This window comes from Ensifer sp. WSM1721, assembly GCF_000513895.2.
Lineage (GTDB): Bacteria > Pseudomonadota > Alphaproteobacteria > Rhizobiales > Rhizobiaceae > Sinorhizobium.
The window spans coordinates 127061-142676 of sequence record NZ_CP165782.1 but is presented as its reverse complement, the minus strand read 5'-3'; the positions used below and the strand labels follow the sequence as shown (position 1 = coordinate 142676).

The following is a 15616-nucleotide window of genomic DNA, read 5'->3' as shown; positions in this document are numbered from 1 at the left end:
TCAGGTTCTTGACCCATCCAGGGCGAGGTTCAGTTCTAGCACATTGACGCGTGGCTCGCCTATCACTCCGAACAGGCGACCCTGCGTCGCCCTTTCGACGATGCCCGTCACATCAGCTTCCGAGAGGCCGCGCGCTTTGGCGACGCGGGCGATCTGGGCCATCGCGAATTCGGGCGAGATGTGCGGATCGAGGCCCGAACCCGACGCGGTGCCGGCATCGGCGGGAGTCTCCCCCGCCAGGCCCGCTGCGCGGAGGCGGTCGATATCAGCAGCCACGCGGTCCTTGAGCTTGACGGAGGTGGTGCCCAGGTTGGAACCGCTGGAGGCGCCGGCGTTGTAGGGCTCAGGGCCGGTCGCCGAAGGGCGCGGCCAGAAATATTTCTCGGAGATGAAGTTCTGGCCGATCAGCGCGGAACCGATCACGACGCCATCCTTCCGGATCAGGCTGCCATTGGCCTCAGCCGGCATCAGGGCCTGCGCTGCGCCGGTGATCACCAGCGGATAGGCGAGACCGGTAATCGCGGTCAGGCCTAGGGTGAGAACAAGTGCGGGGCGAAGTTGTTTGAGCATGGTTACACCAGATTGAGTGCCGAGACGACGACGTCGATGAACTTGATACCGGCGAAGGGCAGCAGAAGACCGCCAAGGCCGTAGACCAGCAGATTGCGCCGCAACAGGGCGGCCGCGCCGACCGGACGGTATTTGACACCCTTCAGCGCCAACGGGATGAGCGCCACGATGATCAGCGCGTTGAAGATGACGGCCGAGAGGATCGCCGACTGCGGCGAGGCGAGGCCCATGAGGTTGAGCGCGCCAAGGGCCGGATAGGTCGTCACGAACAGCGCCGGAATGATGGCGAAATATTTCGCCACGTCGTTGGCGATTGAAAAGGTGGTGAGAGAGCCGCGTGTCATCAGCAATTGCTTGCCGATCTCGACGATCTCGATGAGCTTGGTCGGGCTCGAATCGAGATCCACCATGTTGGCGGCCTCGCGCGCGGCCTGCGTACCGGTCTGCATGGCAACACCTACATCCGCCTGCGCGAGTGCCGGCGCGTCATTGGTGCCGTCGCCGCACATGGCGATGAGCCGGCCGCCTTTCTGCTCCTTGCGGATATAGGCGAGCTTGTCTTCCGGTGTCGCCTCGGCGAGGAAATCGTCGACGCCCGCCTCGGAGGCGATCGCCGCCGCGGTGATCGGGTTGTCGCCCGTCACCATCACCGTGCGAATGCCCATGGTCCGCAGCGCCGCGAAGCGTTCCTTGATGCCGGGCTTGACGATATCCTTCAGGTGAATGACGCCGAGCAGTCTGCCGCCGTCGGCGACCGCGAGCGGCGTACCGCCTGTGCGGGCGATCCTGTCGACCGCCTGCCGGAACTCGGCCGGCACATTGTCCTCGGGGAGACCGGCGAATTTCAGAATCGCGTCGACCGCGCCCTTGCGCAGACGACGGCCGGCATGATCGACGCCGGAGAGTCGGCTCTCGGCGGCGAAAGGAACGACGGCATCCATCTTCGCATCGGGCACATGCCGGCCAAACTCACCGGTCGCAAGCGCGACGATCGAGCGGCCTTCCGGCGTCTCGTCGGCGAGGCTGGCAAGCAATGCGGCATCGGCAAGTTCCGTCTCCATGACGCCCGGAACCGGCAGGAAATCGCTCGCCATACGGTTGCCGTAGGTCACTGTTCCGGTCTTGTCGAGCAGCAGCGTATCGACGTCGCCCGCCGCCTCGACGGCGCGGCCGGAGGTGGCGATGACGTTGAAGCGGACCAGCCGGTCCATGCCTGCGATGCCGATCGCCGACAGGAGACCGCCGATGGTCGTCGGGATCAACGTCACGAGCAGCGCGGAGAGCACGGTGACGGAGAGGATCGTTGCCGAGTAGCCGGCAAGGCCCCAAAGCGTCACGACCGCAATCAGGAAGATCAGCGTCAGTCCGGAAAGCAGGACCGACAGCGCGATCTCGTTCGGCGTCTTCTGCCGCCGCGCACCCTCGATGAGCGCGATCATGCGGTCGACGAAGGTCGAGCCTGGCGCGGTGGTGATGCGGATCTTGATCCAGTCGGAAAGGACCTGCGTGCCGCCGGTGACCGCGGAGCGGTCGCCGCCCGCTTCGCGGATCACTGGTGCCGATTCGCCCGTGATGGCACTCTCGTTCACCGATGCCACGCCTTCGACCACCTCCCCGTCGCCGGGAATCAGTTCTCCGGCCTCGACCAGAACGAAGTCACCGACTTTCAGCATGGTTGCCGGAATTTCCTGCGTTTCCCGGCCTCCCGGCGAGAGGAGCTTGTGCGCGGCCAGCTCCGATTTGGTGCGGCGCAGGAAGTCGGCCTGCGCCTTGCCACGCCCCTCGGCAACGGCTTCGGCGAATGTGGCGAAGAGCACAGTGAACCACAGCCAGGCCGCGATCTGGCCGGAGAAGAGCGGGCTGCCGCCCGCGGATACGAGATCGCGGACGAAGAAGAAGGTCACCAGCGCCGCCACGACCTCGGTGACGAAGATGACGGGGTTGCGGACGAGCTGGCGTGGATCGAGTTTGACGAAGGCGGCCTTCGCTGCCGGGAGCAGGATCGCTGGGTCGAAGAGGCGCGGCGCATCTGGTTTCTTGAGCATACGGTTTTCCTTCAGAAGGTCTGGCCCGAGAGCATGGCGAGATGCTCGATGATCGGGCCGAGGGCGAGCGCCGGGAAGAACTGCAGCCCGCCGAGAATGAGGATGATGCCGATCAGGAGGCCGACGAAGAGCGGCGTGTCGGTCGGGAAGGTGCCCTTGGAAGCCGGCACCCGCGTCTTGGCGGCAATCGAGCCGGCGATCGCGAGCACCGGAACGGCATAGGCGAAGCGGCCGAGCAGCATCGCGATGCCGAGCGTCGTGTTGTACCAGGGCGTGTTGCCCGTGAGCCCGCCGAAGGCCGAACCGTTGTTGCCGGCGGCAGAGGTGAAGGCATAGAGGATTTCCGAGAGCCCGTGCGGACCGGCAGTGCCGACGCTGGCAACGGCGAAAGGCAGGACCGCGGAAATTGCCGTGAAGCCGAGGATCGCGAGCGGCAGAATGAGCACGGCGAACATGGCGTACTTCATCTCGCGCGATTCGATCTTCTTGCCGAGCAGTTCCGGCGTGCGCCCGACCATCAGACCGGCGACGAAAACGGCAAGTATCGCAAAGACCACCATGCCGTAGAGTCCGGAGCCGACGCCGCCGGGCAGCACTTCGCCGAGCTGGATGAGGAACATCGGGACGAGACCGCCAAGACCCGTGAACGAGCCATGCATTCCGTTGACGCCGCCATCCGAAAGGCCGGTCGTAACCGTAGCATAAAGCGCCGTCATCGCCTGGCCGAAGCGGACCTCCTTGCCCTCCATGTTGCCTGGTGCCGGATCGAGGCCGAGCGCGGTGAGGATCGGATTGCCCGCCGCCTCCGCCCAGTAGACGACCCCGACGCTTGCGATCAGAAAGGCGAAGGTGACGGCAATGAAGGCCCATCCCTGTCGGCGATTGCCGACGAGCTGGCCGAAGGTGTAGAGCAGCGCCGCCGATACGGACAGCATGGCGAAGATGTTGAGGTAATTCGAAAGCGCCGTCGGGTTTTCGAAAGGATGCGCCGCATTGACGTTGAAGAAGCCGCCGCCATTGGTTCCGAGCTGTTTGATAGCCTCCTGGCTGGCGACAGGCCCGAGGGCGATGCTCTGTTGCGCCCCTTCAAGGGTCGTCGCCGTGACCGAGGCGTGAAACGTCTGCGGCAGGCCCATCGCCACGAAAGCGAGCGCCACGACGATGGCAAGCGGCAAAAGCACGTAGAGGGTGGCGCGAGTGAGATCAACCCAGAAGTTGCCGACCGTCGACGCGGCCGAACGCGCGAAGGCCCGCGTCAAGGCAAGCGCCATGGCGATACCGCTTGCAGCGGAAACGAAGTTCTGGACCGTCAGCCCCATCATCTGGCTGAGATGACTCATCGTCGTCTCGCCCGCGTAGTTCTGCCAGTTGGTGTTGGTGACGAAGCTGACGGCGGTGTTGAAGGCGAGATCCGGGGGGACGTTGCCGAAGCCCTGGGGATTCAAGGGCAGCCAAGCCTGAAGCCTCAGAATCGCGTAGAGAGACGCGAAACCCGCCATGCTGAAAGCGAGCATGGACAAGGCATAGGCGAACCAGCGCTGCTCCCTGGCCGGATCGACGCCGGCGGCGGCGTAGAGGCCGCGCTCGACCGGTCCGAGAAGGGGCGAGAGGACGTTACGGCCGCCGGAAAAGACCTGCGCCATGTAAAGCCCCAGCGGTTTGACGACGGCCAGGACGGCGAGGAAGAGGAGGCTGATCTGCAGCCACCCGATGACGGTCATGGGGAAATCTCCGAATCTGACAGGCTATGGAGCGGAATGCCGACGGAAAACCGCGCGCCGCTTTCGGCGCTCGAAGACGGCGGAAGGTCAGAACCGTTCCGGCCGGACGAGCGTCACGACGAGGTAGACCGCGAGGGCGATGGCAACGATCAGCCCAATGAGAGCTCCAATCATCGAACCCTCCTAAAGCCGGTTCAGCGCGCGTGCGTAGAGCGCAAACAGGACGAAGCCGCCGGTGCCGGCGGCAAGAAAAAGGACGTCGGGCATTGTATGCTCCAGATCTCTGCGAGCCACGCCTCGATTTGGCGGCCATGCAACGAGTCCGGATAATGCACCCACACCGGATCAATTATCGATTGGGATGCTTTAAGATACGCGTAAAGAAAAGATAAAGGCGAGCTGCCGCGGGCTTCTGGAGAGGAACGGAACGGCAAGCGGGCTTTTCGGCTCCGAATGGACGCACGGAGGCGTCACTTCACCGAGATGTCCACCCTCGAGATCGGATTGACCGTCGGCTCAGGCTGGGTGGTGACCTCGTGCAGCCATTCGCGCCAGATGGCGACGAGCAGCGCCATGAGGACGGGGCCGACGAAGAGGCCGAGAAAGCCCATGGTCTTGACGCCGCCGACGAGGCCGAAAAAGGTCGGCAGGAAGGGCAGCTTGATCGGACCGCCGACGAGCCTCGGCCTCAGCGTCTTGTCGACGATGAAGAGCTCGGTCGTGCCCCAGGTAAAGAGCGCGACTCCGTGTATGGGCGAGCCGCTCGCCACCAGATAGATCGAAACGAGCGTGAAGCAGAGCGGCGCGCCGCCCGGCACGAGCGCCATGATGCCGGTGATGATGCCGAGCGTCACCGGCGAGGGCACGCCCGCCAGCCAATAGGCCACGCCGAGCACGATGCCTTCGCCGATCGCGATGATGCCCATGCCGGTTACCGTCGAGCTGATGGTGAGCGGCACGACGCGCGACAGCCGCTCCCAGCGCATCGGAAAGATCCGTTCGCCGAGATGATCGAGCTGCCTCGAAAACGACTGGCCATCGCGATAGACGAAAAACAGCGTGATCAGCATGAACAGCAGCGTCAGGAAGGACTGGAAGGCGGAGGCGCCGATCACCAGTACGCCGCGATAGATATTGCCGATATTCGAGCCGCTGACGAGCTGCACGAGCTCGCCAAGCGCGCCGGGATGGCCGACATATTTGACCCATTGCTCGCCAAGCCAGGAGCCGGCGACGGGGATCGTCGTCAGCCAGGCGGGGACCGGCGCGCCGTTCTCGTTGGTCGCGACCGCCCAGACGAGCCAGTCACGCACCTCGTCCACGGCATAGACCGCAGCGAGCGAGATCGGCACGACGATGAAGGCGATCACCGAGACGAGCGCAATGGTCGCGGCAAGGGTGCGATTGCCGTTTAAGGCCTGGAGCAGCCGGCGATAGACGGGCCAGCTCGCAAAACCGATGACGACGGCCGCGAGCACCGGCACCACGAAGCCATGGAAGAAATAGACGCCGGCGAGCAGAACGAGCACGAGCAGCCAGCGGGCGGCCGAAATCGGCACGACGAGGGCGGAGCGCGAATGGGCCGGCTGCCCGAAGAGCCGCGGCTCCACGGGAGCATTTTCTCGTTCACGATTGCCCAATTGCACCTGTAGTCCTCCGTCTTTTCCGACCTTACAACAAACCCGTGACCTTGCCAGCCCGTTTTGCGGCACTGACGCGCGCTTTCCGGCACAATAATGACGACGCCTCGGAACGCTCGGTTTACATCGGCAAACCCCCGATGCGCCTCTCCGTCTAGCGAAAGCCCATGACAGGGAGATATCGGTTCGGCAGGCACGATTTGCCGGCCGCTCCGGTTCTCGTGGGAGGTGGGTACTTATTGACGTTTACGTCAAGGTTATATAATCCGGATACGGCTTGAAGATGTAGAGCAAAAGCAGCATCTTCGACGGAGAGGAAGATCGGGAGGGATTTTTCTTCGCCGTGAGCACGGCCGTTCGTTGGCGACCAGAGGGAGAGAGATCATGGCGGAAGCAAGCGCCCAGCAGGCGGGCTCCAATACGGGGAAAATCTGGCTCAACTCCTATCCGCCGGGCGTGCCTGCCGAGATAGGTCCGCTCGCCTACCGCTCGATCGGCGAGTTCTTCGATCATGCGGTCGCGCAATATTCCTGGCGCCCGGCCTTCACCTGCATGGGCAAGTCGCTGACCTTCTCCGACCTCAATGTTCAATCGGGCAGGATCGGTGCCTGGCTGCAATCGCTGGGGCTCGCCAGGGGCGATCGGGTTGCGGTGATGATGCCGAACATCCTGCAGAATCCGGTCATCGTCTATGGCATCCTCAGGGCCGGCTTCACGGTCGTCAACGTCAATCCGCTCTACACCCCACGCGAGCTCGAGCACCAGCTGGTCGATGCCGGCGCCAAGGCGATTTTCGTGCTCGAGAATTTCGCCCACACGGTCGAGCAGGTGCTGGCCCGCACGGCGGTGAAACACGTGGTGGTCGCCAGCATGGGCGACATGCTCGGCCCCAAGGGGGCGGTCGTCAATCTCATCGTGCGCCGTGTCAAGAAACTCGTCCCGGCCTGGTCGATACCGGGACATCTTCCCTTCAAAATGGTTCTTGCCAAGGGCGCGAAGCTCACCATGGCGAAGCGCAACGTCGCGCCGGGCGATATCGCCTTCTTGCAATATACGGGGGGGACGACCGGCGTCTCCAAAGGGGCGACGCTGACCCACGCCAATCTTCTGTCCAACATGGCCCAGATGGAGCTGTGGCTGAACACGGCCTTCCTGCGCAAGCCGCGCCCGGAAAACCTCACCTTCATATGCGCGCTGCCGCTCTATCACATCTTCGCGCTGACGGTGAATTCGCTGATGGGGCTTGCGACCGGCGGCAACAACATCCTGATCCCCAATCCGCGCGACATTCCGGCTTTCGTCAAGGAACTCGGCAAGTACAGGACCAACATTTTCCCGGGACTCAATACGCTGTTCAATGCCCTGATGAACAACGCAGAATTCCGCAAGCTCGACTTCTCGTCACTGATTTTGACCTTCGGCGGCGGCATGGCGGTGCAGCGCCCGGTCGCCGAACGCTGGCTGGAATTGACCGGCTGCCCGATCCACGAAGGCTACGGCCTTTCGGAGACTTCTCCGGTCGCGACCGCCAATCGGCTCGACACGGGCGATTTTACCGGGACGATCGGCATGCCGCTCCCCTCCACCGAGGTCGAGATCCGCGACGAGGAGGGGCGAACGCTGCCGATCGGCGAGATCGGCGAAATCTGCATCCGTGGCCCGCAGGTCATGGCCGGCTATTGGCAGCGCCCGGAGGAAACGGCAAAGGCGATCTCTCCCGACGGCTTCTTCCGTACCGGCGACATCGGCTTCATGAATGCCGAGGGGCTGACGAAGATCGTCGACCGGAAGAAGGACATGATCCTCGTCTCCGGCTTCAATGTCTTCCCGAACGAGATCGAGGAGGTGGCGGCGACCCATCCGGGCATCCTCGAATGCGCCGCCATCGGCGTCGCCGATCCCCACTCCGGCGAGGCGGTCAAGCTCTTCGTCGTGCGCAAGGACCCGAACCTCACGGAAGAAGAGGTGAAGCGCCACTGCGCCGAAAACCTCACCAACTATAAGCGGCCGCGACACGTGGAATTCCGCACCGAACTGCCGAAATCGAACGTCGGCAAGATCCTGCGCAAGGATTTGCGCGAGTAACGGCGCAGCAAGGCCCGATCCTGGGCGGGGCAGAGTACACGACTTGGCCAGGGTACCGCCGCCCCGCTTTTTTTGCTGCAGCGCACAGGTGCCCTTGATTTGCCGCGGTTAAACCGACTAGCTATCGCAGCCAATTCCGATGCAAGGAGCCCTGCGATGAAAGCGCTTGTCGAAAACCTGAAAGCCACTGCACGCGAGACCAATGCGACCGATATCCGCGCCGCCTTCGCGGCCGATCCGAACCGCTTCTCCCGCTTCAGCCCGAGCCTCGGCGACCTGCTTTTCGACTATTCGAAGTGCGCGGTGAACGACAGGATTCTCGACGGCCTCGAGGCGCTCGCCAAGGCGGCGAAGGTCGAGGAGAAGCGCGATGCGATGTTCCGCGGCGACATCATCAACATCACCGAGGAACGCTCCGTCCTGCACACGGCGCTCAGAAACAGGGCCAACCGGCCGATCCTCGTCGGCGGCAAGGACGTCATGCCCGACGTCAATGCCGTGCTCGATGCGATGGGCGCCTTTGCCGACGGCGTCCGCTCCAGCGGGCTGAAGGGCGCCACCGGCAAGAAGATCACCGATGTCGTCAATATCGGCATCGGCGGCTCCGACCTCGGCCCGGCCATGGCGACGCTGGCGCTCGCGCCCTTTCACGACGGCCCGCGACTGCATTTCGTCTCCAACGTCGACGGTGCCCATATCGCCGACACGCTGAAGCTTCTCGATCCGGAGACCTCGCTCTTCATCGTCGCCTCCAAGACCTTCACGACGATCGAGACGATGACCAATGCGGCGACGGCGCGTGCCTTCATCGCCGGTAAGCTCGGCGAGGCGGCGGTCGGCCACCACTTCGCGGCCGTCTCCACCGCGCTCGACAAGGTCGCCGCCTTCGGCATCGACGCCTCGCGGGTCTTCGGCTTCTGGGACTGGGTCGGCGGACGCTACTCGATCTGGTCGGCAATCGGCCTGCCGCTGATGATCGCCATCGGCAAGGAGAATTTCGGCCGTTTCCTCGATGGCGGCCATGCCATCGACGAGCATTTCCGCACCGCGCCCGTTCGTCAGAACATCCCGATGCTCCTCGGACTCATCGGCTTCTATCATCGCAACGTGCTCGGCTACCCCTCACGGGCGATCCTGCCCTACGACCAGCGCCTCGCCCGCTTCCCGGCCTATCTGCAGCAGCTCGACATGGAATCGAACGGCAAGGGCGTCACGCTCGACAGCACCCCGGTTGAATTCTCGACGGGACCTGTCGTCTGGGGCGAGCCGGGCACCAACGGCCAGCATGCCTTCTACCAGCTCGTCCATCAGGGCACGGACATTATCCCTGCGGAATTCATGATCGCCGCGAACGGCCACGAAAAGGACCTGCGCCACCAGCACCAGTTGCTGATCGCCAATTGCCTGGCGCAGTCGGAAGCACTGATGAAGGGCCGCACGCTTGGCGAAGCCAAGGCGCAGCTCACCGCCAAGGGCATGGACGAGGCGAAGGCGGACAGGATCGCGCCGCATCGCGTCTTCACCGGCAATCGGCCGTCGCTGACCTTCGTTTACGATCAGCTCGACCCCTTCGCGCTCGGTCGGCTGATCGCGCTTTACGAGCACCGTGTCTTCGTCGAGGGCGCGCTCTTCAACATCAACTCCTTCGACCAGTGGGGCGTCGAGCTCGGCAAAGAGCTCGCGACCGGCCTGCTGCCGGTCATCGAAGGCAGGGAGAGTGCGGAAGGCCACGATTCCTCGACCGCCGGCCTTGTTGCAGCCCTTCTCAAGGCTGCACGCTGACAACAAAAAGGGCGCCAGCGATGCCGGCGCCCTTTTTGCCCCCAGATCAGTCGGGATCAGAGCCCGATCTCGTATTTCCAAGGCGGATTGGCGCCGGCGCGCGACACGGTCACGGCGGCTGCCTTCGCGCCAAGGGCAAGCGCCTGGCGCACCGCCTCTTCACTCAGGTTTGCGACGTGTTCCTTGCTCAGCAGGTTATTGAGCTTCAATGAGGCGAGCACGCCAGCATCGAAGGTATCGCCGGCCCCGACCGTATCGACGACCGTGACACGCTCGCTCGCGACCTCGACCGTGTGGTTCCGCGTATAGCCGACGGCCCCGTCAGCGCCCCGGGTTATCAGCACCAACTTCGGCCCGCGCTTCAGCCATTCGGCGGCGAGCGCGTCGTGGCTGCCCTCCATGCCAAACCAGGCAAGATCCTCGTCGGAGAATTTGACGATGTCCGACATCGCCGCCATCCGGTTCATCCGGGCGAGATGCGCCGCGCGATCCTTGATGAAGTCAGGACGGATGTTCGGGTCGAAGGAGATCACCCGCTTTTCGTGTTCCCGGGCCATCAGCGCCTCGTAGGTCGAGCCGCAGGGCTCGGGGATCAGGCTGATCGCACCGAAATGCAGCGCCTCGCAGAAATCTCCGAGCGCCGGCAGGTGCTCCGCGGTGATCATCCGACCGGCCGTGTTCTCGTCGAAGAAGGCATAGCTCGCATGCCCGTTCACGAGCTTCACGAAGGCGAGCGTCGTGTGCAGCGGCAGGGTGGCGCAGGGCCCGAAATCGACATTCGCGGCCTTCAGCGTTGCGCGCAGGATATCGCCGAACATATCGTCCGAAAGGCCGGTGAAGAAGCCGGTCGGGATGCCGAGCCGCCCGAGCGCGATCGCGGTGTTGAAGATCGCCCCGCCGGCATAGGGGGCAAAGGCGCTTTCTCCCGCCGCCGTCTCGCGCGGCAGCATGTCGATCAGGGCCTCTCCGCAACAAACGATCATCACATTCCTCCCGTAAAACTATTCAATCGAAGTCGATAAACCCGCGCCTCTGCTGCTCGTCACTGGACCGCAAGTTCGCCGACGCCGCCGTTCTTGGCCGACCAGGCGAGCGGCGCATTGAGGAAGGCCTCGACCTCATTCAGTGTCTTTTCATCGAACAGCGCCTGCTCACGCGCGACGGCGAGCACGTTGCGCCAGGTGGCGATGTAGTGCAGGTCGACGCCCTTCGCCTTCATGTTCGCCCGCGCTTCGGGGAAGATGTCGTAATAGAAGAGCGCGATGCCATGCTCGACGATACCGCCGGCCGCGCGGATCGCGTCGATGAATTTGAACATCGAGCCGCCGGCTGTCGTCAGGTCCTCGATCACCAGCACGCGTGCGCCCTCCGGCATGTGGCCTTCGATCTGGGCGTTGCGTCCGTGGCCCTTCGGCTGCTTGCGCACATAGATCATCGGCAGACCGAGGCGCTCAGCGAGCATCGCGGCGAAAGGAATTCCGGCCGTCTCGCCCCCGGCGACGACGTCGAACTGCTCGAAGCCGGCTTCACGCAGGATCGTCGCGGCGGCGAAATCCATGACCGCCGAGCGGATGCGCGGATAGGAGATCAGCTTGCGGCAATCGATGTAGACCGGGCTCGCCATGCCGGAGGAGAGCTTGTAAGGCTCGTCGGCGCGGAAATGCACGGCCTTGATTTCCCACAGCATCTTCGCGACCAGTTCGGCCATCACCGCCTTGTCGGTGAACGCGTTCGAAAACATGAATTCTCCTTCCTTAGTGTGACCCGAAAAGTGGGAGCCGGTTTTCGGGTCCGTTACGCGACAAAACAACCTCAGGATTGGACCACCGTCCAATAAAGCGGGAACATCGGATCGAAAACGGTGACCGGGCCGGCGTCCGTATCGATCTTGGCGGGATAGCGGACCGGCTCGCCCTGCTTGCGCAGCGTGATCGTCTCCTCGTTCACCGGCAGGCCGTACCAGGCGGGGCCGTTCAGCGACGTGAAGGCCTCCAGCCGGTCAAGCGCGCCCTCCTCCTCGAAGACATGGGCGAGGCAACTCAGCGTGTTGATCGAGGTGTAGATACCGGCACAGCCGCAGGCGCATTCCTTGAGCGGGTCGGCATGCGGGGCGGAATCGGTGCCGAGGAAGAAGCGCACGTCGCCAGAGGTCGCAGCGGCGCGCAGGGCCAGGCGGTGGGTCTCGCGCTTGGCGACGGGCAAGCAGTAATAATGCGGCTTGATGCCGCCGACGAGGATGGCGTTGCGGTTGATGATCAGGTGATGGGTTGTAATCGATCCGGCGAGATTGGCCGCGTGCTCCTTGATATAGTCAACGCCGTCCTTCGTCGTCACGTGCTCCATCGTGATCCTGAGGTCGGGCAGTAGCCGGCGCAGCGGATCGAGGACCGTTTCGATGAACACCGCCTCACGATCGAAGATGTCGACGTCCGGCGTCGTCACCTCGCCATGGACGCAGAGCGGCAGGCCGATCTCGGCCATGCGTTCGAGAACCGGCATCGCCTTCCCGATATCGCGCACGCCGCTCGACGAATTGGTGGTCGCGCCCGCCGGATAGAGCTTGACCGCCGTGACTAGACCGCTGCGGAAGCCCGCCTCGACGTCATCCGGATCGGTCCCTTCGGTCAGGTAAAGCGTCATCAGCGGCTCGAAACGATCTTCGGTCGGAACCGCAGCAAGAATGCGCTCGCGATAGGCGGCGGCATCGGCAGAGGTCACGACCGGCGGCACGAGATTGGGCATGATGATGGCGCGGGCGAAGTGGCGGCTCGTATCGGCGATGACGCCGCGCAGCATGCCGCCGTCGCGCAGGTGAAGATGCCAGTCGTCCGGGCGGCGGATAACGAGGTCTTGCATTTCAGCCTTCTCCCGATGCTCGCGCCCGATTCGCGCAGACGGCGTCCGAGGCAGCCGATGCGCGTGGTGGGCGGCAACTCATGTGGTGAAACCGCGCCTCGATATCACCATTGCATCGCCAAAGACAATGGTGATTCGATGAGGTTTGAGCGGGGCGCGGGCAGAAACCGAATGCACTTTTCCTCATCCCGCTCCTGAGCCATCTTCAGAAATCGGTGATCACCAGATCGCTGGGGCGGCAATTGCCGAGCACGCGGCGAGCGTTCGGGATATCATTGCCGAAAGCCTTCTTGCGTGCGGTCTCCTCATCATAGCCATGATCATACCAGCGCTGCAGCAAACGCCGCTCGAGCACTTCGATTCCGGGATCGATGAGGATCGAAAAGTCGAAGGCGGCATCAAGCTCTCGCCACGGCACCTCGTCGAGCAGCAGGTAATTGCCTTCGACAAGCACAATCCGCGTCTCCGGCGGGATCGCTCTCGCCGAGGCGATCGCCAGTTCGCGCGAACGGTCGAAGACCGGAACGAGCACCTCGCCGTCATTTGCCCGGACGGCGGCGAGTATCGAAACGAAGGAACGGACGTCGAAAGTCTCGGGCGCGCCCTTGCGCGCGAGCAAACCCTTCTGCTCCAGCACGGCATTGTCCATGTGGAAGCCATCCATCGGCAGCACCGCCACACTTTCCCCCGTCCCGGCGATCGCCTCCGCAAGGGTTTCGGAAAGCGTCGACTTACCGGCGCCGGGCGGACCGGCGATTGCGACGATAAAGCGGCCGGCATCACCCGCCCGCTTCAGTATCTCATCCCTGACGGATTTGACATTCATGCGGCGATTGCCTCGCCAGGCGGCGCCTTCGCTCCGGTCATGAAGGCGACCGCGTCCGACATGGTATGTTCCTTCGGATTGATGACGCAGAGGCGCCGGCCGAGGCGGTGGATATGGATCCGGTCCGCCACCTCGAAGACGTGCGGCATGTTGTGCGAGATCAGGACGATCGGCAGGCCGCGGCGGCGGACGTCGAGGATCAGTTCCAGGACGCGCCGGCTTTCCTTGACGCCCAAGGCCGCCGTCGGCTCGTCCATGATCACAACCTTCGAGCCGAAGGCCGCCGCGCGCGCGACGGCGACACCCTGACGCTGGCCGCCCGAGAGCGTTTCCACCGCCTGGTTGATGTTCTGGATCGTCATCAAGCCGAGTTCCGAAAGCTTCGATCGAGCCATCTTCTCCATGGCCGAGCGGTCAAGCGTGCGAAACAGCTTGCCGAACAGGCCCGGCTTCCTGATCTCGCGGCCGAGGAACATGTTGTCGGCGATCGAAAGCGCCGGCGACAGAGCGAGGTTCTGGTAGACGGTCTCGATACCTGCGGCCCGCGCCTCCATCGGCGAGCGGAAATGCACCGGCTGGCCCTCGAGGTGGATCTCGCCCTCGTCCGGGGTGACGGCGCCGGAAATCGCCTTGATCATCGAGGACTTGCCGGCGCCGTTGTCGCCGATCACCGCGAGGATCTCGCCCGGATAGAGGTCGAAATCGGCGTGGTCGAGGGCGGTGACGCGGCCATAGCGCTTGACGAGACCGCGAGCGGTGAGAATGGGTTCCTGTGCCATCAGGCTGCTACCTTTCTGATCCACTGGTCGATTGCTACGGCGGAGATGATGAGCACGCCGGTCAGGAAGACCTTCCACTGCGGGTCGGCGCCGAGCATGTTGAGGCCCATCGAGACGACGCCGACGATCATCGCGCCGATCAGCGTTCCGAGGATCGAGCCGCGGCCGCCGAAGAGCGAGATGCCGCCGATCACGGCTGCGGTGATGGCCTGCAGGTTATAGTCAGTGACGGCTGCCGACGGAGAGATCGAGCCGTTTCGGCCGATCGACACCCAGGCGGCCAGAGCGGCAATCAGGCCGGCGATCGTGTAAGCGCTGAGGAGCACCTTGCCGACACGAATACCGGAGAGCTTGGCCGCCTCCGGGTCGTCGCCGACCGCGTAGAGGTGACGTCCCCAGGCCGTGTGGTTCAACGCGTACCAGAGGCCGAAGACAAGCACGACCATGGCGACGACGCCGAGGGTCAACACCGCCGCGCCGACCTTGAAGGTCACGCCGAAGACGTGCAGCCACTGGGTTACCGCGGTAACGTCCGCCTCGCGGATGGTCGCGTTCTCCGAGTAGATGAAGTTCGTCGACATGATCACGTACCAGGTACCAAGCGTGACGATGAAGGGCGGCAGCTTCAGGCGCGAAACCAGGAGGCCGTTCAAAAGCCCGCAGGCGCCGCCGACCACGAACCCGGCCGCCACTGCAAGCGGTGCCGGCAGACCGTAGGAGACGGCGCAATTGCCCATGACGACTGCCGAGATGACCATGATGACGCCGATCGAGAGATCGATGCCGGCCGTCAGGATCACCAGCGTCTGCGCCGCGCCGAGCATGCCGACGACGGCGATCTGCTGGAGGATCAGCGTCAGCGTATAGGACGAGAAGAACCTGCCGCCGATCGCAAGGCCGAAGACGAGGATCGACATGACGAGCACGACGAACGGCACGGCCGCCGGCGTCGAGTGCAGGAAATGCTGGATCTTCTGGAGCGGCGTCTTTTCGTGCGTGTCGAAAGACGCCACCTCCGTCGAACTGTTGACCAGGACCTTTTCGAACTCCTGGGATGGTTGTGCGGCTGTGTTTGGCTCGGCCATGGAGACTCCTCCCATAAACCCCACTCTCAAGGGGTTGCATAACTGCCGGATGCGCGGCCCGCCGACCCTTGCGGCGAGTTCCGGATAGCGATCACGGCAAGTGCGGACTCACTTTCTCGAGCCCTGGACCGTGACCGCTTCCGAGAGTAGAGCGGACGTGCGCCATCGCGACTTCCATTATCCCGCTCTAAAGTTCGCGCAGCTTTCGCGCCTTGTCAAAGACCCCG

13 protein-coding genes are annotated in these 15616 nt (G+C 63.8%); 2 read left to right on the top strand and 11 right to left on the bottom strand.

Annotated features, from left to right (window positions below):
• The 5 genes from kdpC to M728_RS00620 form a co-directional block, all read right to left on the bottom strand.
• Nucleotides 1-570 carry a potassium-transporting ATPase subunit KdpC gene (gene kdpC / locus M728_RS00640; RefSeq protein ID WP_370906454.1) on the bottom strand — a complete coding sequence of 190 codons (570 nt, stop codon included), beginning with the start codon at nucleotides 568-570 and terminating at the stop codon, nucleotides 1-3.
• A 2-nt stretch (nucleotides 571-572) separates the two neighbouring features.
• Complete coding sequence (kdpB, locus tag M728_RS00635; RefSeq protein WP_026619667.1) at nucleotides 573-2615, bottom strand: potassium-transporting ATPase subunit KdpB; 2043 nt, start codon at nucleotides 2613-2615, stop codon at nucleotides 573-575.
• Nucleotides 2616-2626: 11 nt separating this feature from the next.
• Nucleotides 2627-4336: a potassium-transporting ATPase subunit KdpA gene (gene kdpA / locus M728_RS00630; protein ID WP_026619666.1), complete on the bottom strand. Its 1710-nt coding sequence runs from the start codon at nucleotides 4334-4336 to the stop codon at nucleotides 2627-2629.
• 87 nt (nucleotides 4337-4423) lie between these two features.
• Nucleotides 4424-4510: a K(+)-transporting ATPase subunit F gene (gene kdpF / locus M728_RS00625; protein ID WP_084044334.1), complete on the bottom strand. Its 87-nt coding sequence runs from the start codon at nucleotides 4508-4510 to the stop codon at nucleotides 4424-4426.
• 296 nt (nucleotides 4511-4806) lie between these two features.
• Entirely contained in the window at nucleotides 4807-5982 is a 1176-nt protein-coding gene (locus M728_RS00620; RefSeq protein ID WP_026619665.1) for an AI-2E family transporter, read from the bottom strand.
• 378 nt (nucleotides 5983-6360) lie between these two features.
• Here M728_RS00620 and M728_RS00615 point away from each other — a divergent pair, with 378 nt between their 5' ends.
• Nucleotides 6361-8061: a long-chain fatty acid--CoA ligase gene (locus M728_RS00615; protein WP_026619664.1), complete on the top strand. Its 1701-nt coding sequence runs from the start codon at nucleotides 6361-6363 to the stop codon at nucleotides 8059-8061.
• Nucleotides 8062-8217: 156 nt separating this feature from the next.
• On the top strand, nucleotides 8218-9843 hold the full coding sequence (pgi, locus tag M728_RS00610; protein ID WP_026619663.1) for a glucose-6-phosphate isomerase: 1626 nt from the start codon (nucleotides 8218-8220) through the stop codon (nucleotides 9841-9843).
• Between the two features lie 56 nt (nucleotides 9844-9899).
• On the opposite strand, the gene M728_RS00605 is transcribed toward pgi, so the two are convergent.
• The 6 genes from M728_RS00605 to M728_RS00580 form a co-directional block, all read right to left on the bottom strand.
• Nucleotides 9900-10826, bottom strand: a complete 927-nt coding sequence (locus M728_RS00605; protein ID WP_026619662.1) for a carbohydrate kinase — start codon at nucleotides 10824-10826, stop codon at nucleotides 9900-9902.
• A gap of 59 nt (nucleotides 10827-10885) precedes the next feature.
• Complete coding sequence (locus tag M728_RS00600) at nucleotides 10886-11584, bottom strand: orotate phosphoribosyltransferase (protein ID WP_026619661.1); 699 nt, start codon at nucleotides 11582-11584, stop codon at nucleotides 10886-10888.
• A gap of 71 nt (nucleotides 11585-11655) precedes the next feature.
• Nucleotides 11656-12699 carry a dihydroorotase gene (gene pyrC / locus M728_RS00595; RefSeq protein ID WP_026619660.1) on the bottom strand — a complete coding sequence of 348 codons (1044 nt, stop codon included), beginning with the start codon at nucleotides 12697-12699 and terminating at the stop codon, nucleotides 11656-11658.
• 205 nt (nucleotides 12700-12904) lie between these two features.
• Nucleotides 12905-13525, bottom strand: a complete 621-nt coding sequence (locus M728_RS00590) for a nucleoside triphosphate hydrolase (RefSeq protein WP_026619659.1) — start codon at nucleotides 13523-13525, stop codon at nucleotides 12905-12907.
• Entirely contained in the window at nucleotides 13522-14304 is a 783-nt protein-coding gene (locus M728_RS00585; RefSeq protein WP_026619658.1) for an ATP-binding cassette domain-containing protein, read from the bottom strand. The genes M728_RS00590 and M728_RS00585 overlap by 4 nt, the downstream gene beginning before the upstream one ends.
• Nucleotides 14304-15389 carry an ABC transporter permease gene (locus tag M728_RS00580; protein WP_026619657.1) on the bottom strand — a complete coding sequence of 362 codons (1086 nt, stop codon included), beginning with the start codon at nucleotides 15387-15389 and terminating at the stop codon, nucleotides 14304-14306. Before M728_RS00580 ends, M728_RS00585 begins: the two co-directional genes overlap by 1 nt.
• Nucleotides 15390-15616 lie beyond the last annotated feature (227 nt).